General features: G+C 40.1%; 15 protein-coding genes. 6 read left to right on the top strand and 9 right to left on the bottom strand.

What is annotated here, in order from left to right; genetic code table 11:
• Positions 1–47: 47 nt before the first annotated feature.
• Both LH29_RS08625 and LH29_RS08620 read right to left on the bottom strand, forming a co-directional pair.
• On the bottom strand, positions 48–533 hold the full coding sequence (locus tag LH29_RS08625; protein ID WP_082063498.1) for an Lrp/AsnC family transcriptional regulator: 486 nt from the start codon (positions 531–533) through the stop codon (positions 48–50).
• A gap of 155 nt (positions 534–688) precedes the next feature.
• The gene (locus LH29_RS08620) at positions 689–2005 is read right to left on the bottom strand and encodes a mechanosensitive ion channel family protein (protein ID WP_045027766.1); all 1317 of its coding nucleotides are present in this window, start codon (positions 2003–2005) and stop codon (positions 689–691) included.
• A gap of 230 nt (positions 2006–2235) precedes the next feature.
• Between LH29_RS08620 and LH29_RS08615 the strand changes: the two genes are divergently transcribed.
• The gene (locus tag LH29_RS08615; protein WP_045029052.1) at positions 2236–3510 is read left to right on the top strand and encodes a M64 family metallopeptidase; all 1275 of its coding nucleotides are present in this window, start codon (positions 2236–2238) and stop codon (positions 3508–3510) included.
• A gap of 281 nt (positions 3511–3791) precedes the next feature.
• Here LH29_RS08615 and LH29_RS08610 read toward each other — a convergent pair whose 3' ends face one another.
• Positions 3792–4121 (bottom strand): DUF6249 domain-containing protein, encoded by a 330-nt coding sequence (locus LH29_RS08610; protein WP_045027763.1) that lies wholly within the window; start codon positions 4119–4121, stop codon positions 3792–3794.
• Between the two features lie 533 nt (positions 4122–4654).
• Between LH29_RS08610 and LH29_RS08605 the strand changes: the two genes are divergently transcribed.
• Both LH29_RS08605 and LH29_RS08600 read left to right on the top strand, forming a co-directional pair.
• The gene (locus LH29_RS08605; protein WP_045027761.1) at positions 4655–5221 is read left to right on the top strand and encodes an RNA polymerase sigma factor; all 567 of its coding nucleotides are present in this window, start codon (positions 4655–4657) and stop codon (positions 5219–5221) included.
• The gene (locus LH29_RS08600; RefSeq protein WP_045027758.1) at positions 5218–5625 is read left to right on the top strand and encodes a hypothetical protein; all 408 of its coding nucleotides are present in this window, start codon (positions 5218–5220) and stop codon (positions 5623–5625) included. Before LH29_RS08605 ends, LH29_RS08600 begins: the two co-directional genes overlap by 4 nt.
• Positions 5626–5889: 264 nt before the next feature.
• Here the strand turns inward: LH29_RS08600 and LH29_RS23735 are convergent, their stop codons facing one another.
• From LH29_RS23735 to mqnB, 3 genes are all read right to left on the bottom strand, one after another.
• A complete protein-coding gene (locus LH29_RS23735) occupies positions 5890–6567 on the bottom strand; it encodes a lysoplasmalogenase (protein WP_052670700.1) in 678 nt (225 codons plus the stop codon).
• A 55-nt stretch (positions 6568–6622) separates the two neighbouring features.
• Positions 6623–7588 carry an ADP-glyceromanno-heptose 6-epimerase gene (gene rfaD, locus LH29_RS08590; RefSeq protein WP_045029048.1) on the bottom strand — a complete coding sequence of 322 codons (966 nt, stop codon included), beginning with the start codon at positions 7586–7588 and terminating at the stop codon, positions 6623–6625.
• 247 nt (positions 7589–7835) lie between these two features.
• Positions 7836–8522 carry a futalosine hydrolase gene (mqnB, locus tag LH29_RS08585; protein WP_045027756.1) on the bottom strand — a complete coding sequence of 229 codons (687 nt, stop codon included), beginning with the start codon at positions 8520–8522 and terminating at the stop codon, positions 7836–7838.
• 186 nt (positions 8523–8708) lie between these two features.
• Between mqnB and folE the strand changes: the two genes are divergently transcribed.
• Positions 8709–9332, top strand: a complete 624-nt coding sequence (gene folE, locus LH29_RS08580; protein ID WP_045027754.1) for a GTP cyclohydrolase I FolE — start codon at positions 8709–8711, stop codon at positions 9330–9332.
• A 3-nt stretch (positions 9333–9335) separates the two neighbouring features.
• Here folE and LH29_RS08575 read toward each other — a convergent pair whose 3' ends face one another.
• The gene (locus LH29_RS08575) at positions 9336–10448 is read right to left on the bottom strand and encodes a lactonase family protein (RefSeq protein WP_052670699.1); all 1113 of its coding nucleotides are present in this window, start codon (positions 10446–10448) and stop codon (positions 9336–9338) included.
• 116 nt (positions 10449–10564) lie between these two features.
• Here LH29_RS08575 and LH29_RS08570 point away from each other — a divergent pair, with 116 nt between their 5' ends.
• A complete protein-coding gene (locus LH29_RS08570) occupies positions 10565–10801 on the top strand; it encodes a CDGSH iron-sulfur domain-containing protein (protein WP_045027751.1) in 237 nt (78 codons plus the stop codon).
• Positions 10802–10815: 14 nt separating this feature from the next.
• Here the strand turns inward: LH29_RS08570 and LH29_RS25055 are convergent, their stop codons facing one another.
• A complete protein-coding gene (locus LH29_RS25055) occupies positions 10816–11556 on the bottom strand; it encodes a flavin reductase (protein ID WP_045027749.1) in 741 nt (246 codons plus the stop codon).
• A 393-nt stretch (positions 11557–11949) separates the two neighbouring features.
• Here LH29_RS25055 and LH29_RS08560 point away from each other — a divergent pair, with 393 nt between their 5' ends.
• Complete coding sequence (locus tag LH29_RS08560; protein ID WP_045027746.1) at positions 11950–13308, top strand: sigma-54-dependent transcriptional regulator; 1359 nt, start codon at positions 11950–11952, stop codon at positions 13306–13308.
• A 100-nt stretch (positions 13309–13408) separates the two neighbouring features.
• On the opposite strand, the gene fabD is transcribed toward LH29_RS08560, so the two are convergent.
• Positions 13409–14296: an ACP S-malonyltransferase gene (gene fabD / locus LH29_RS08555; protein ID WP_045027743.1), complete on the bottom strand. Its 888-nt coding sequence runs from the start codon at positions 14294–14296 to the stop codon at positions 13409–13411.
• Between the last annotated feature and the right edge of the window lie 311 nt (positions 14297–14607).

Genomic DNA, 14607 nt, shown 5'->3' with positions numbered 1-14607 from the left:
TACAATACGTTTATGCATAAAAAAGGCCGGTTAAAACCGGCCTTTTTTTATTTTATAGGTACTTGTCGTTTAAAGTCCTGTTCTAAAGAAATAAATGTTTCGGTGCGGGCAATGCCCTCAATATCCTGCAATTGCTCGTCGATCAGGCGTTTTAAATGCTTGTTTGTTTTAGTTTGTATTTTAACAAAAATAGCATAAGCCCCTGTTGTGTAATGACATTCAACTACTTCAGGAATATTTCGTAAAGCTTCGGCAACCTGTGTGTGGAACTTTGCCTTGTCGAGATAAATTCCCATGTATGCGCAGGTGTTGTAACCCAGTTTTTGAGGACTTACAATAAATTCGCTTCCGTGTACAACACCAATATTTAACAAGCGCTGAACACGCTGATGAATAGCAGCACCCGAAACGCCACATTCACGGGCAACTTCCAAGAAAGGTATTCGGGCATTTTTTGTAATAAGCTTTAATATCTTTTCATCCAGCTCATCAATATCAGCCGGTTTTTCTTCTAAATAATCATTCGACTTCATGTTTCTAATCTTCTGAGTTAGTTTCAAATTATAGCACAAATGTAGGTAAAAATTACAATCACTAATCTCAGATGCTTAAAAACATATTATTACTTACAGACTGTAAGAAACTTATTTTTTTAAAGAAGTAAAAACCAGTGTATTTTACGCTGGTATTACCGTCGCGCAATCTTTTCAATATCAGCACCTGAGGGCTCTTGAAAAACCCTCAGTTCGAACTCGGGAATAACGGCAAAAATGTGGTCAAAAATGTCGGCCTGAATACTCTCATATTTTGCCCATTCCTGATCGCTGCTGAACACATAAATCTCAATGGGCAAACCTTTCCCCATGGGTTGCAACTGGCGCACCAAAAATGTAAGCTCCTGATTAATTTTTGGATGCTGGCGAAGGTACACCTCCAGGTATTTTCTGAAAATACCAACATTGGTTTGATGCCTACCACTGATATAATCTTCCTCAGCCAGATTTTTTCCTTTGTTGTATTCTCTCAGTTCCTTTTCCTTTTCCTGAATATACGACCGGATAAGATCGAACTTTTCGAAACGCTCCAACATGGCTGCATCGCAAAATTTAATGGTATTGGTATCGATGGCAACCGAGCGTTTTATACGTCGTCCACCCGATTCTTCCATTCCTTTCCAGTTGAAGAACGACTCGGAAACCAGCGCGTATGTCGGGATTGTGGTAATGGTTTTATCCCAGTTCTGAACTTTAACAGTATTCAATGTTATATCGATAACCGTTCCGTCGGCCTTGTGTTTTTCCATTTGAATCCAGTCGCCAATTTTCACCATATCGTTTGCCGACAGCTGAATCGATGCCACGAAACCCAGTATCGTATCGCGAAAAACCAACAATAAAACAGCAGCAATAGCTCCCAATCCAGCCAAAAGGGCAGTAGGATCTTTTCCCAGCAAAACGGCGATTAGCAGTATGCCTGCCATAAAAAACACAAAAATTTTCACCAGTTGCACATAACCTTTTATCGAGCGATTATGCGAAAACTCAGTAGTATTATAAATCTGCAAAGCGGCATTTAAGGTTGAGTTGGCCACAAAAACGATGATCGCAATAAAATAAATTCGCGCTATTTTTGTCAGCAAGCGGCTAAGCCCCCAATAATAATCCTGCGATAAAGATTTGTAAACATCCGGTGCCAGTTCACTTACCTGCTGGTGAATATCGGGATACGAATAATCGGCAGTATAAAACAATATAAATGCAGGGACCAAATGTGCCAGTCCCTTAAAAACCCTGTTTTCGATTAAAATATTGTCCCAGTTTGTTTTTGTACGATTGGCAATGCGCTGCACAATCGCCAAAAAAATCTTGCGCGTAATAAAATGTGACAGCCAGGCCACAAAAACAATAATAACCAGGCAAATTAATGCGGCCAAGGGTTTGGCCAAAATTTCCATTGTTCCGATTTCACGGATATGATCAAGTAAATAGCGGTAAATAATATTCATAAATCTAAAGGTTATTCATTCAGTTTATTTTAATCCACTTCAAAACCAACTTTCTGCACGTTTCTGCCAACAATTTATCATTAATAGTTGAGAATAAAAATCGCTATCAGTTCAGATTACCAAACAAATTTGGTAACTCGAAGATTGTTAATAGAAAAGTGGTTGCAATTGTCATTCTTTGTGTCAATATGTATCCTTATTTTCAGCCAAAAATAATAAATGAGCATAAAATGAAGTTGAAGTTTTCTTTTATTCTGTTAATAATCCCCTTTTTAACGTTCGCACAGCCCAAATTCAACACGTATTTTAAGGACAAAACTTTTCGCTTCGATTTTCTGCTGGGCGGAAACAGTAAAGAAGTTGTGGTGTATCCGCAGCAAATGAAACAGGAGCCTTTTTGGGGTGGGTCGAAAACAAACCTTATTGATGTGTTTAACTACGGAAGTTACCGCTACCGCGTTTTCGATGTAAAAAGCGACGAGCTCATTTACAGCAAAGGTTTTAGCACGCTTTTCCAGGAATGGCAAACCACTGCCGACGCCAAAACCAACAATAAAACATTTTACCAGGCGGCGTTTTTCCCGTTTCCGAAAAACGATGTACGCCTTGAAATTGATGCCCGCCAGTGGGACGGAACGTTTAAAACAATATATACAACAGATATCGACCCAAAGGATTATTTTATTTTGAAGGAAGATACGCCTACCTTTAAAACAAAGGACATTGTCAACAATGGCGACCCGGCCAAAAAGGTAGATATTGCCATTCTGGCTGAAGGTTACACCGCTGCCGAAATGGAAGATTTTTATGCTGATGCCGCAAAAGTTTCGGGTTATTTATTCGATACCGAACCGTTCAAATCGGAGAAAGCAAACTTTAATGTGCATGCCGTTTTTGCCCCTTCGGAAAATTCGGGAACGGATGTTCCGGGCGAACACATTTATAAAAACACTTATTTTAATACCAGCTATTACACTTTTGATTTACCACGCTACCTCACCACTGCCGATATGAAAACGGTTTACGATGCAGCAGCCAGCGTTCCGTACGATCAGATTTATGTACTGGTAAATACCGAACGTTACGGCGGCGGCGGATTTTACAATTTTGTTACTGTTTGCACTGCCGACAACGAACTCACCCGACAGGTTTTTGTACATGAATTTGGCCATGGATTTGGCGGACTGGGCGATGAATACTACAACTCGGCCGTGGCATACGAAGATTTTTACAACCTTGACATTGAACCATGGGAACCCAACATTACCACTTTGGTTGATTTTGATAAGAAATGGAAAAACATGGTGGACAAGGACACTCCTGTTCCAACACCACGAAAAGATAAATATAAAAATGCCGTTGGTGTGTACGAAGGCGGCGGCTACATGGCCGAAGGAATTTACAGTCCGCATATCGATTGCCGCATGCATACCAACGAAGCCGAAGGTTTTTGCCCGGTGTGCCAGGAAGCCATTCGAAAAGTAATTCGCTATTATTCGGAGTAAAATTAGCAGCTCCACAGCGGTGGAAACGAAAATAGAATTTCAAAATTGACCTCCACAGCCGTGGCAGTGAAAATAGATTGTCAAAATGGAACTCCACAGCGGTGGAGATAAAAATAGATTTTCAAAACGGGCCTCCACAACCGTGGAGACGAAAATAGATTGTCAGTTTTTAGCTCCACAAAAGTGGAGATAGAAAAAGGATTTAATTTTTTTCGGCAGAAAATAAAAAAGCGGATGAGTTTTTTTACTCATCCGCTTTTTTATTGTATCGCCTCTGCTAACTATTCCTCTTTCTTCTTCAAAAGTTTCGAAGTAATAAAGTAAGCTACAATTAAACCAACTCCTCCAAGAACCAGGATTGCGGTAAAGAAGGCAACAACTTCATCCATTACGTTCGACAATGAATAGCCAACAACTACTCCCAGTCCTACTGCAATTAAAAAGATTCCCCATTTTACCAGCGAAAGCTGCGAGCATTCACCTTTAAATATTCCGGCATCGAGCCCTTTTTCTACCAGCGCCAGGCGCTCTTTTGTACGTGTTGTCCAGTAAACATACAAGATGGCGAAGATTGCCAGAAAAAAACCGATTGGTACGAAAATTCCTTCCATGATATTAAATTTTAAATTGTTTTTTTATTCTGTTTTCGCTCTTTTGACGCCACTTTGTTTTGGCGGTTACAACTTTTCAGATTTTTTTTCTTGCTGATAGATCGTTTCACGCAGATTTCGCAGATAAACGCAGATTATTATACTATATAAAGACGCTGTAGAAGTCATTAGTTTATAAGTTTATATAAAGATTTTGATTAGCTAGTTAGCTACCCCTTTTGCTGTCGCCATTTCATTATTAAAAAAAAAACTTCATTGCTCGCTCCATTTCAGGTAGGTTTCCGTCGGCTGACGGATGAAGGGTTAAAGAAAACAATAAGTACTTCATATTCTTTTAGTCTTTGTAGTTATTAAATATATCCTGGTGATTTCTATTGTGCCTATTATGGTAATAACTATTAGCACAAAGTTTAAAAATGAAATCTTTTTTCTCTCTTAGTGTTTTTTATTTATCTGTGTAATCCGCAAAATCTGCGTGAAACTTTTTCTTCGTAACTTGTAACCAGAAAATCATTCTTACGTCAAAAGGACAGATGGAGCAAAAAGATGATATCTATTACATCGAAAAGGTAAAGGCCGGACAGACCAATTACTTTTCGTATATCGTTGAGCGATACCAGGATATTGTTTTTTCCATTGCAATGAAAGTTCTTAAAAATCGTGAAGACGCCGAAGAAATGGCACAGGAGAGTTTTATAAAAGCCTACAAATCGTTGCACACTTTTAAAGGCACTGCAAAGTTTTCGACCTGGCTGTACCGCATTACGTATAACAATTGTATTTCGGAGGTTAGAAAACGAAAAATGCATTTTGCATCGACCGACGATGTGCAGATTGCCGACGAAGCTGAAGAAATGAACCTGGATGGAATACCGGAAGAAAACAGGGCACAAGCCATAAAGGCTGCCATGGACAAACTTCCGGAAGATGAATATACACTGATACTTTTGTATTATTTCGAGGAACAATCGATCGAGGAGATCAGCAAAGTAACAAAACTCTCGGAAAGCAATACAAAAGTGAAGCTTTTCAGAGCTCGTAAAAAGCTCTATACTATTTTGAATGAATTAATGAAGGACGAATTATACACTATATTATGAACGAATTGGAAGACATAAAATTAAAAGCATTCCTGCAAAACATGGAACTGGAAAAACCAGGTTCCGGTTTTACGGTGCAGGTGATGAATAAAATTTTTGCAGAGGATAGTGCATTGGAACAAATTAAATCGGAAAAGATCCTTGGAAAAGGGTTTTGGATTATTTCGATACTTTTTGTGGTGTTACTGGCAGCCATTTTCGTTGTAAGCAACACCGGAATGCAGGCCGACAGCCAAATCGGACAATTACTACCCGAGGCCGGACAAGGATTATCGGAAGGCTACGAGTCGTTCTTCAGCAAATTGGGAACATTGCCATTGAGTATTGCCGGAATTACTATCGGCGTTTCGGTATTAATTTTTATCGATAAAATTATTAGTTCGAACAGTAAGATTTTTGCGTAATCATAAACTCCTCGTTTTGAATTAAAATCAAAATGAGGAACACAAATCACTACCCTCTCTCCTATCTCTCCCTTCCTGGAAGGGAAAGACGATTAACCTTCATAAGAAATGACCAATTAAAATAATTGCATTGAATTTGTTTTAAACTATCAACTGATCGTCCTTCCTTGCTAGCAGGGAAGGATAAGAGGATGGGTATAATAACACACCTACTCTCTGAGTTTCATATGAAACATTAATCCCGGCTTATAAGTCGGGATTTTTTTATTCGTATTGTTTTAATAGCCCCAACATTATTAAGTATTGGGCAGCAATGTAAGTTGTCATTATAAATAAACCTTCGTAAGGAATTGCAACAAGAAACCGATTGACAGCGATCAGCGAATCGGACAAAACAAAAAACAACGAACCGGCAAATACCAGGCTGAAACTTATGGGGTGACCATTACCAAAGCGGTTTAGTGCCATTGCCGACATGGTTAAAATGGCAACCATATATACAAAAATGGCAAAACGCAGTACTAAATCCAGTTGTGGAAAAAGCACGATATACACAATTAAACCAAATGCCAGATAAGGGATTAGCCATATGGGTTTCTTTTTCAGAAACGATGTTTTTCCCGAAAGATTGATGGTGCGCAAAAACAGGAAAATATAGAACACCTGTGCCACCAGAAACGAAACTATACCCAATACAAACCAGGTAAAATCGGCTGAAAACATCATAGACAAGTCGCCCAGCCAAGAGAAGAGAAAACCTGCACCAGCATACTGCAACACCTTTTTATCGATATTCTTTGAATACAAAAAGAAATATCCGGCAATCCATATCAAAAGTAAAGGCTTTGCAATATGATCTATTTGGGGATTCTGCAAATACTCGCCGATTAAATCGGCTACCACAATTACCACAAAAAGAAGGTGAAGAAAAATCTTTTTCATCAATCGCTGTTTGAGGTAAAATTAAAACTATTCGGGTAAAAAACGAAACCGGAACCTAAAAACAGGCTTCCGTCATCAGGTATTTATTTACGTACTCGTTAACGCCTTCCTCCAATTCCACAAAAGGCTTTTTGTAACCTGCATCGCGCAATTTTTTCATTTCAGCCTCGGTAAAATACTGGTATCTTCCACGCAAATCAACGGGCGTATCAATAAATGAGATATCCGGATTTACATTCATACTACTAAAAACAGCTTTTGTAAGATCGAGAAACGAACGGGCTTTTCCGGTGCCTACATTATATATGCCCGTATTTTCCTGATTCTCCAAAAAGTACATCATCACATCGGCAATGTCTTCCACGTAAATAAAATCGCGGCTTTGTTCGCCATCTTTAAAGGCTTTATGGTGCGAACGAAACAGCTGCATGTGCCCTGTTTCTTTTATGGTTTTATAAGCATGTAAAACCACCGAAGCCATTCGACCTTTGTGGTATTCGTTGGGTCCGTATACATTAAAAAATTTCATTCCTGCCCAAAACGGCGGTGTGCGGAATTGCTTCAGTGCCCAAACATCAAAATCGTGTTTCGACCAACCATACAAATTAAGCGGTCGTAAATCCTGAATTTTTTGATGTTCATCAGAAAAACCCTCTTCGCCATTGCCATAGGTGGCCGCTGACGACGCGTAGAGAAGTGGTACCTGAATTTCGGAACAAATGTTCCAGAGGCGTTGCGAATAAATTAAGTTCAGTTGCTGATAAAGTTCGGGCTCCTGCCCCACCGTATCGGTACGTGCACCCAGATGGAATATAAAATCTACATCCTGTGCATTCTTAATTAACCAGTAAAAAAACTCATCCCGGTCAATATACTCACGGTAATCTTTTTTCAGAAGATTCAAATCCTTCCAGGGGTCATCGAACTTATCAACCAGTATCAGATCTTTGTATCCTGCTTTGTTGAGTTTCCCTACTAAATAACTTCCGATAAACCCGGCTGCTCCTGTTACAACTATCATTTTAAAGCGGTTTTGTGTGGTACGCAAAAACGCTGTTTTCTGAAAAATGTGGCTTTGTAATAAAAAACCAGCCACTTCGCTTTTTATTGTACGCGTGGCAAAATAAATTTAACTTTTCGTATTTGCCAAAAAATTGCGCGTAAACACATGCCTATAAGCAAAACAGCTTGTTTTTGTACTTAAAATTTAACATTATCAATTAGATCAGGATCTTAAGCAGCTATACCAAACATGCCCGTTAATGAATTTAGCTTACAGGTGCAGGAACTTGTTTTAAAATTACCGACAACGCTTCTTTCAGGTGGACAAGGGCCAAAGGAATATTCCATTTTGCCGAATCGCGGGGTTCTACATAATTTGATATCGATCGTATTTCGTAACATTTAACGCCCATCCAGTTGCAAACATAAAAAACAGCTGCTCCTTCCATCGACTCTACATGTGCTGTAAATTTTTCCCGCATTTCGGCAATACTGCTATCGCGTCCGTAACTTTTGTTGGTGGTTATTCCTTTTACTTTTTTCAGTTTTATCCAACCGTTTGAATTACTTGCTTTTAGCAAACCATTTTCAAACGGAAAATCGTTCATCCCAATGTATCCCGATTCGAATAGCGTAAGAAATTCATGCTGTTTCTCAATACCCAGGTCAGCAAATTCTTCGCTAACCACATTCACCACCTCTCCTATTTTTAGCTCCTGCGTTAAACTTCCGGCCAAACCAACGTTTATAACGGCATCGTATTTCTTTTCGCGAAGTGCGTTTGTTAAGTGAAATGTGGCAAACGAGCTTCCTATGCCCGTTACCAAAATATCAATATTGAAATCACCAAATCGGTAAGTCTTTACAAAATGACTCTCTTCCTCTACTTTCTCCAGCTCATCAACAATCAATTTTATCTCCATTGTAGTGGCTGCTACAATCAAAATTTCCATACATTAATTTTTGTAATTCCTGTTTTGATATGCTTCGGATCAATGTCCATATATTACACCAAATCTGTATTTCATCCTTGCTTTTAACACAAGTCATCGTCTCACTGTATATCAAATCCATCTACTCATTCATACTGATTTTATAAAAAAAAGTTAATCTTTGTATGGATTAAAATTTTAACAACAATGTGTTCATTAAAGAATAACAACTCAAACGGATACCAGCGAACTGATTTGTACAACGAAGAAGCAACCGAACAGCTTTCGGAGCATTACAAAGAGATTTTGCAGATCGTTGGCGAAGATCCATCGCGCGAGGGACTTGACAAAACACCCGACAGAGTGGCAAAAGCCATGCAATTTCTGTTGCAGGGTTACCAGATCGATCCGGTAGAAATCCTGCAATCGGCCATGTTTAAAGAAGACTACCGCCAAATGGTGATTGTAAAAGATATTGAGATTTATTCGATGTGTGAACACCACATGCTTCCGTTTATAGGGAAAGCACACGTTGCCTACATCCCCAACGGAACGATTACCGGATTAAGTAAAATTGCCCGTGTTGTTGATGTGTTTGCCCGCCGCTTGCAAGTGCAGGAAAGGTTAACAACACAAATAAAAGATTGTATCCAGGATACGCTAAAACCACTGGGTGTTGCCGTTGTTATTGAAGCACAACACCTGTGTATGCAAATGCGCGGTGTACAAAAACAACACTCCATTACAACAACATCGGATTTTACGGGTGCTTTTGAAAAGGTAGCAACCCGCGAAGAATTTATCAAACTTATCAGTACCAAACTGAGCTAAAAGCTACAGAAACTCGATACAAACCGGCGCCGGCAATCGAATCTGTTTTCCGCTGAATTTGGGCATTCCGCTTTCTTCATCCAACTGAAAGACCGTAATATTATGACTACGCTGATTGGCAACCAACATCCATTTCCCATCGGGTGTAATTCCAAAATTTCGTGGCCAGTCTCCTTCTACCGGCACAGTTCCTAAAAATGTCAATTCCTGATCGGCCTTAACTTTAAAAACAGCAATGGAGTTATGCCCCCGGTTTGAGCCATACAAATACTGCCCGTCTTTCGAGAAATGAATATCTGCGCAATAACTCACGCCATTAAAATCTTTTGGTAAGGTGGAGATATTTTGAAATACCGACCACTTTTCTCCGGTTTTACGAATTGCCGAAATGCTTGAGTTAAGTTCATTAATTACATAAATTATATTTTCGGTGGGGTGAAAAACAAAATGCCTTGGCCCTGAACCGGCCGGCAGCTTTACAAATTCCTGCTCGTAACGCCCCAAATTCCCATCTTCAAAATGAAAGATATTTAACTGATCGGTTCCCAGGTCGGCACTAAAAATGCTTGGCTCTTTTGTTGAGAATTTAATGGAATGAGCATGTGGCTGAGTCTGATTAGGATGTACACTCTTGCCTGTATTTTTAACAACTGTCAACGCTTTTTTAAGGCTGCCATCTTCATCTACCGGATAAATGGAAGTAGTTCCTCCGCCATAGGTTGCAATTGCCACGTACTTTCTGTCGGGCGAAACATCAATATGACACGGGCCACTTCCATTTGCGGCCTGCTTATTCAAAAAGTGTAATCCTCCGATCTTGTCGAGTTGGTAGGCAACTACATAACCACCCGATGGTTCAACTTCGGGCGTGGTACGCGAAACGGTATACAAAAACTTCTTATCCGGGCTCAAACGCAAAAACGACGGATTATCAATCCCCTTAAAAGTGGTGAGCAAATCAATTTCTCCGGTTTTGGTATTTAAACTGCAGTAGTTTATTCCTTCCGCACCTTCAGAAGTAAAAGTTCCTACATAAAAAAGCTGTTTTTGCTGCGCGAATCCGGCAGTTACACCAAGTAAAATTAGCAGGCAGTTAAACAAAATAGTACGTAACATATTTGTATATTTAATGAACGTTAAACAAAAAAATGAGCACAATATGAATCGTTCGAAGAAGTTTACTTTCGGAATAACTTTAATCTTGTGCCAATGTATAACAAAAATTTTAATGTATGAAGAAACCTGTAATAGCTGAAAAAGCACCAAAAGCACTTACGCTGGAACCCGGCACCTATTATTGGTGTGCCTGTGGACGAAGTAAAAACCAACCCTTTTGCGACGGCTCGCACCAGGGAACGGAATTTACACCACTACCTTTCGATATCGATGAGAAAAAGGAAGTTTGGCTTTGTCAATGCAAACACTCCAAAAAGAAACCATTTTGCGATGGCACTCACCGAACCTTATAGGCTTTAACAACTTTCTAAACCTTTGTAAAATCGTCTTTTGAAGCGTTGCAGATCGGACATTTCCAATCGTCAGGCAAATCTTCAAAAGGCGTTCCCGGAGGTATTCCAAGCGCAGGGTCACCCTCTTCCGGATCGTACTGATAGCCACAAATATTGCACGAATAGATTCCGTCTTCACTCACCGTATGCTTGTGTTCTTCCTCTTCTACCTCTTCGTATACAACAGGTTCCGGCTCTTCTTCCAGTTTATCTTTATCAATATAAGTTGGCGCATTTTTCGGCGACCGCATTTTATATTTGGCATGATAATAGGCATAAGTCAGCGGTTCTTCATCCGACAGTTTATCACCATCCACCACTTCGGCTGTAATTAAATAGTGTGAACCCACATCGGCGTAGTCAATCACTTCGCAATCAAACCACGCCACCGACGAATCAACAACGATTGGAGCACCGGTTTTTGCCGTTATGGTTTCTACGCCCTGAAACTTGTCGATATCGGCTCCCGACATAAACCCAAACTTACCGATCAAGGAAGTATCAACCTCTTTCTTCAATACTGAGATCGAAAACTTTTTACTATCAATAATCTTTTGAGCTGAGTAGTTATTTTTATTACAACTAATGGCAATTTTCGATGGCTCGGCAGTAATCTGAAAAGCGGTGTTTCCAATATAACCGGCTTTTTCGCCGTTCAATTCTGTAGCAATTAAATACAAGCCATAACTTAATTTATGAAAGGCGGAATAATTCATTCTTTTCAATTTTTGAATTTCGTTTGTTTAAATTTAACAATACAATTCCAATTTTACCTGCCAATACACTTTTAAATGCTAACATTTTATTCAAGCACCTGGTACCGGCAATAATAAAAATGTACTTCGATTATTGAACAACAACACCAAAAGGAAGCCGGTGTTCAGAATTTGTAACGCGCTTACCAGCAAATATTGCTAAAACTGGCAATCCATTTAACATTAAATAATTTTTTGGCACGCAAAACAGAAGACAAAAACCTTACAAAACCGAGAGAAACAGGCACTATTAATTTAAAATTGGGAATCTCGCCTAATTATTTTCCAATATTTGGACATTTTGTTTGATAGATTCTTACATTTCACTATTTTTAAGCACTCTAAATAAAAGAAATGGCCAACCAAAAACCCAGGAACAACTACAAAGTGTACATTGTGGAAGACAATGTACTTTACGCCAGAGTGCTAAAAAAGCAACTTCTGGATGATCAATTACAGGTAAAAGTGTTTCACAACGGGACAGACTTCATTAATGCAATGAACGAAAAGCCTGATGTGGTAACGCTTGACTACACGCTTCCCGATATGACAGGGAAAGAAGTACTCGCTAAAATTCAGGAAAAAATCCCGGATACGCATGTAATCGTAATTTCAGCACAGGACGATATCTCGACTGCTATAGAGTTGATGAAAAACGGTGCCTACGATTACATTATGAAAGCACCCGACACCAGGGAAAAACTGAGTAACATTATCCGAAATATTTACAGGACTGACCAACTTCAAACCGAAAACACCAATTTAAAAGAAGCGGTTGCCGAGAAATATAATTTTAAAAACCTTATAAAAGGTAACAGCCGCGAAATTGAGCACGTGTTTGAGCTAATGAACAAAGCTACTCAAACCAACATTTCTGTATCCATTTCGGGTGAAACCGGAACGGGTAAAGAACTGGTTGCCAAAGGAATTCACTACAACTCGAAACGCAGTGCCAAGCCATTTATAGCAGTAAACGTGTCGGCCATTCCCGACGGGCTGATCGAGAGCGAATTGTTCGGACACGAAAAAGGTGCATTTACAGGTGCTGATTTTCAAAAGATCGGAAAGTTTGAGGCCGCCAACGGAGGTACACTTTTCCTTGATGAAATTGCCGACCTGAATTTAAATCTTCAGGCAAAATTGCTGCGCGTTTTACAGGAACGAGAATTGGTGCGTTTGGGTGGCCACGATGTAATACCTCTTGATGTACGCATTATTTCGGCGACACATAAAAACCTGGCCACGTTGTCGGGCGACGACCAGTTCCGACAAGACCTTTACTATCGTCTGCTGGGTTTACCAATCGAAATTCCACCCTTACGTCAGCGCGGAAACGACAAAATTTTGCTGGCTAAGTTTTTTGTTGATGAGTTTTGCCGCGACAATGAAATGGAACCCAAAACCCTGTCGGCAGAGGCAAAACAAATGTTATCGAACTACCACTATCCCGGCAACATCAGAGAGCTAAAAGCAATCATGGAACTGGCTTGCGTAATGTGTAGCCGCGATGTGATCAAACCGAGCCACCTGAATATGAATGTTGATGAAAGTGTGCAAAACCTGCTTGCCCAGGAAAAAACACTGGAAGAATACAACAACGAAATTGTAAAATTCTTTTTGAATAAATACAATCAGAATGTGCGCCTGGTAGCATCGAAATTAGGAATTGGGAAATCGACCATTTACCGGATGCTGCAGAAACACATGGATTAATCAATTAATTAATACCATAAAAAATCCCGGACTTAAAAGGTCCGGGATTTTTTATCTATATCGCTACCCCAAACGTCAGTCTGAGCGTAGTGGAAGACTTCTATCCTTCGTAACTGTTTACGCCGGCAGTTTCCATCGAGCGGTCAACTTTTTTTACCAATCCCTGTAACACTTTACCCGGACCAACTTCGGTGAACGAAGTAGCACCGTCGGCGATCATATTTTCTACGATCTGTGTCCATTTTACAGGAGCAGTAAGCTGAGCGATCAGGTTTTCTTTGATCACTGCAGGATCAGAAACCGGTTTTGCGTCAACATTCTGGTAAACCGGACAAGTTGGCTGATTGAACGTAGTTGCCTCAATAGCAGCAGCCAGCTCTTCACGGGCAGGCTCCATAAAAGGCGAGTGGAAAGCACCACCTACAACCAGTTTCAACGCACGTTTTGCACCTTTTTCGGTTAACAACGCACAAGCCTTGTCAATTCCGGCTTCAGAACCTGAGATTACCAACTGTCCCGGACAATTGTAGTTTGCAGGAACTACTACGTCGTCGATTTCGGCACAAACAGCCTCAACAACTGCATCTTCCAAACCAACAATTGCAGCCATTGTCGATGGCTCAACTTCGCATGCTTTTTGCATGGCCATTGCACGTTGTGCAACCAGTTTCAAACCGTCTTCAAAGTTCAGTGTTCCGTTGGCAACCAGTGCCGAGAACTCTCCCAACGAGTGACCGGCAACCATATCAGGAGCAAAATCCTTCAATGTTTTCGCCAATAATACAGAGTGTAAGAAAATGGCTGGTTGGGTTACTTTTGTTTGTTTCAGGTCTTCAACCTCACCTTCGAACATGATGTCGGTGATATTGAAACCTAAAATATCGTTTGCTTTTTCGAATAATGCTTTTGCTTCAGCAGAATTTTCATATAAATCCTTTCCCATTCCCGGGAACTGCGCTCCCTGACCAGGGAATACAAATGCCTTCATAATTTTTTGTTTTTAAAAATCCGGCGACAAAGTTACACTAATTTTATAAGGACAAAATCCTTTTATGCACCATTGCCAATAATTTGACAAAATGTTTGCGGGGAAATCGAACATCGGGTTATATGGGTCGATAATTGGGAAAACATGATGCCCCGACGCTACGGTCGGGATTTCGCTACGCTCAACTGGATGCTGGATGCTTGATACTGGATGCTCGATACTGGATACTGGATACTGGATACTGGATTCTGGATACTTGATACTAGAAGCTCGCGGCTCGTAGCTAGTGGCTCGCAGCTAGTGGCTCGTAA

Source organism: Draconibacterium sediminis (genome assembly GCF_000949475.1).
Lineage (GTDB): Bacteria > Bacteroidota > Bacteroidia > Bacteroidales > Prolixibacteraceae > Draconibacterium > Draconibacterium sediminis.
This window is presented reverse-complemented; position numbering and strand designations above follow the sequence as displayed.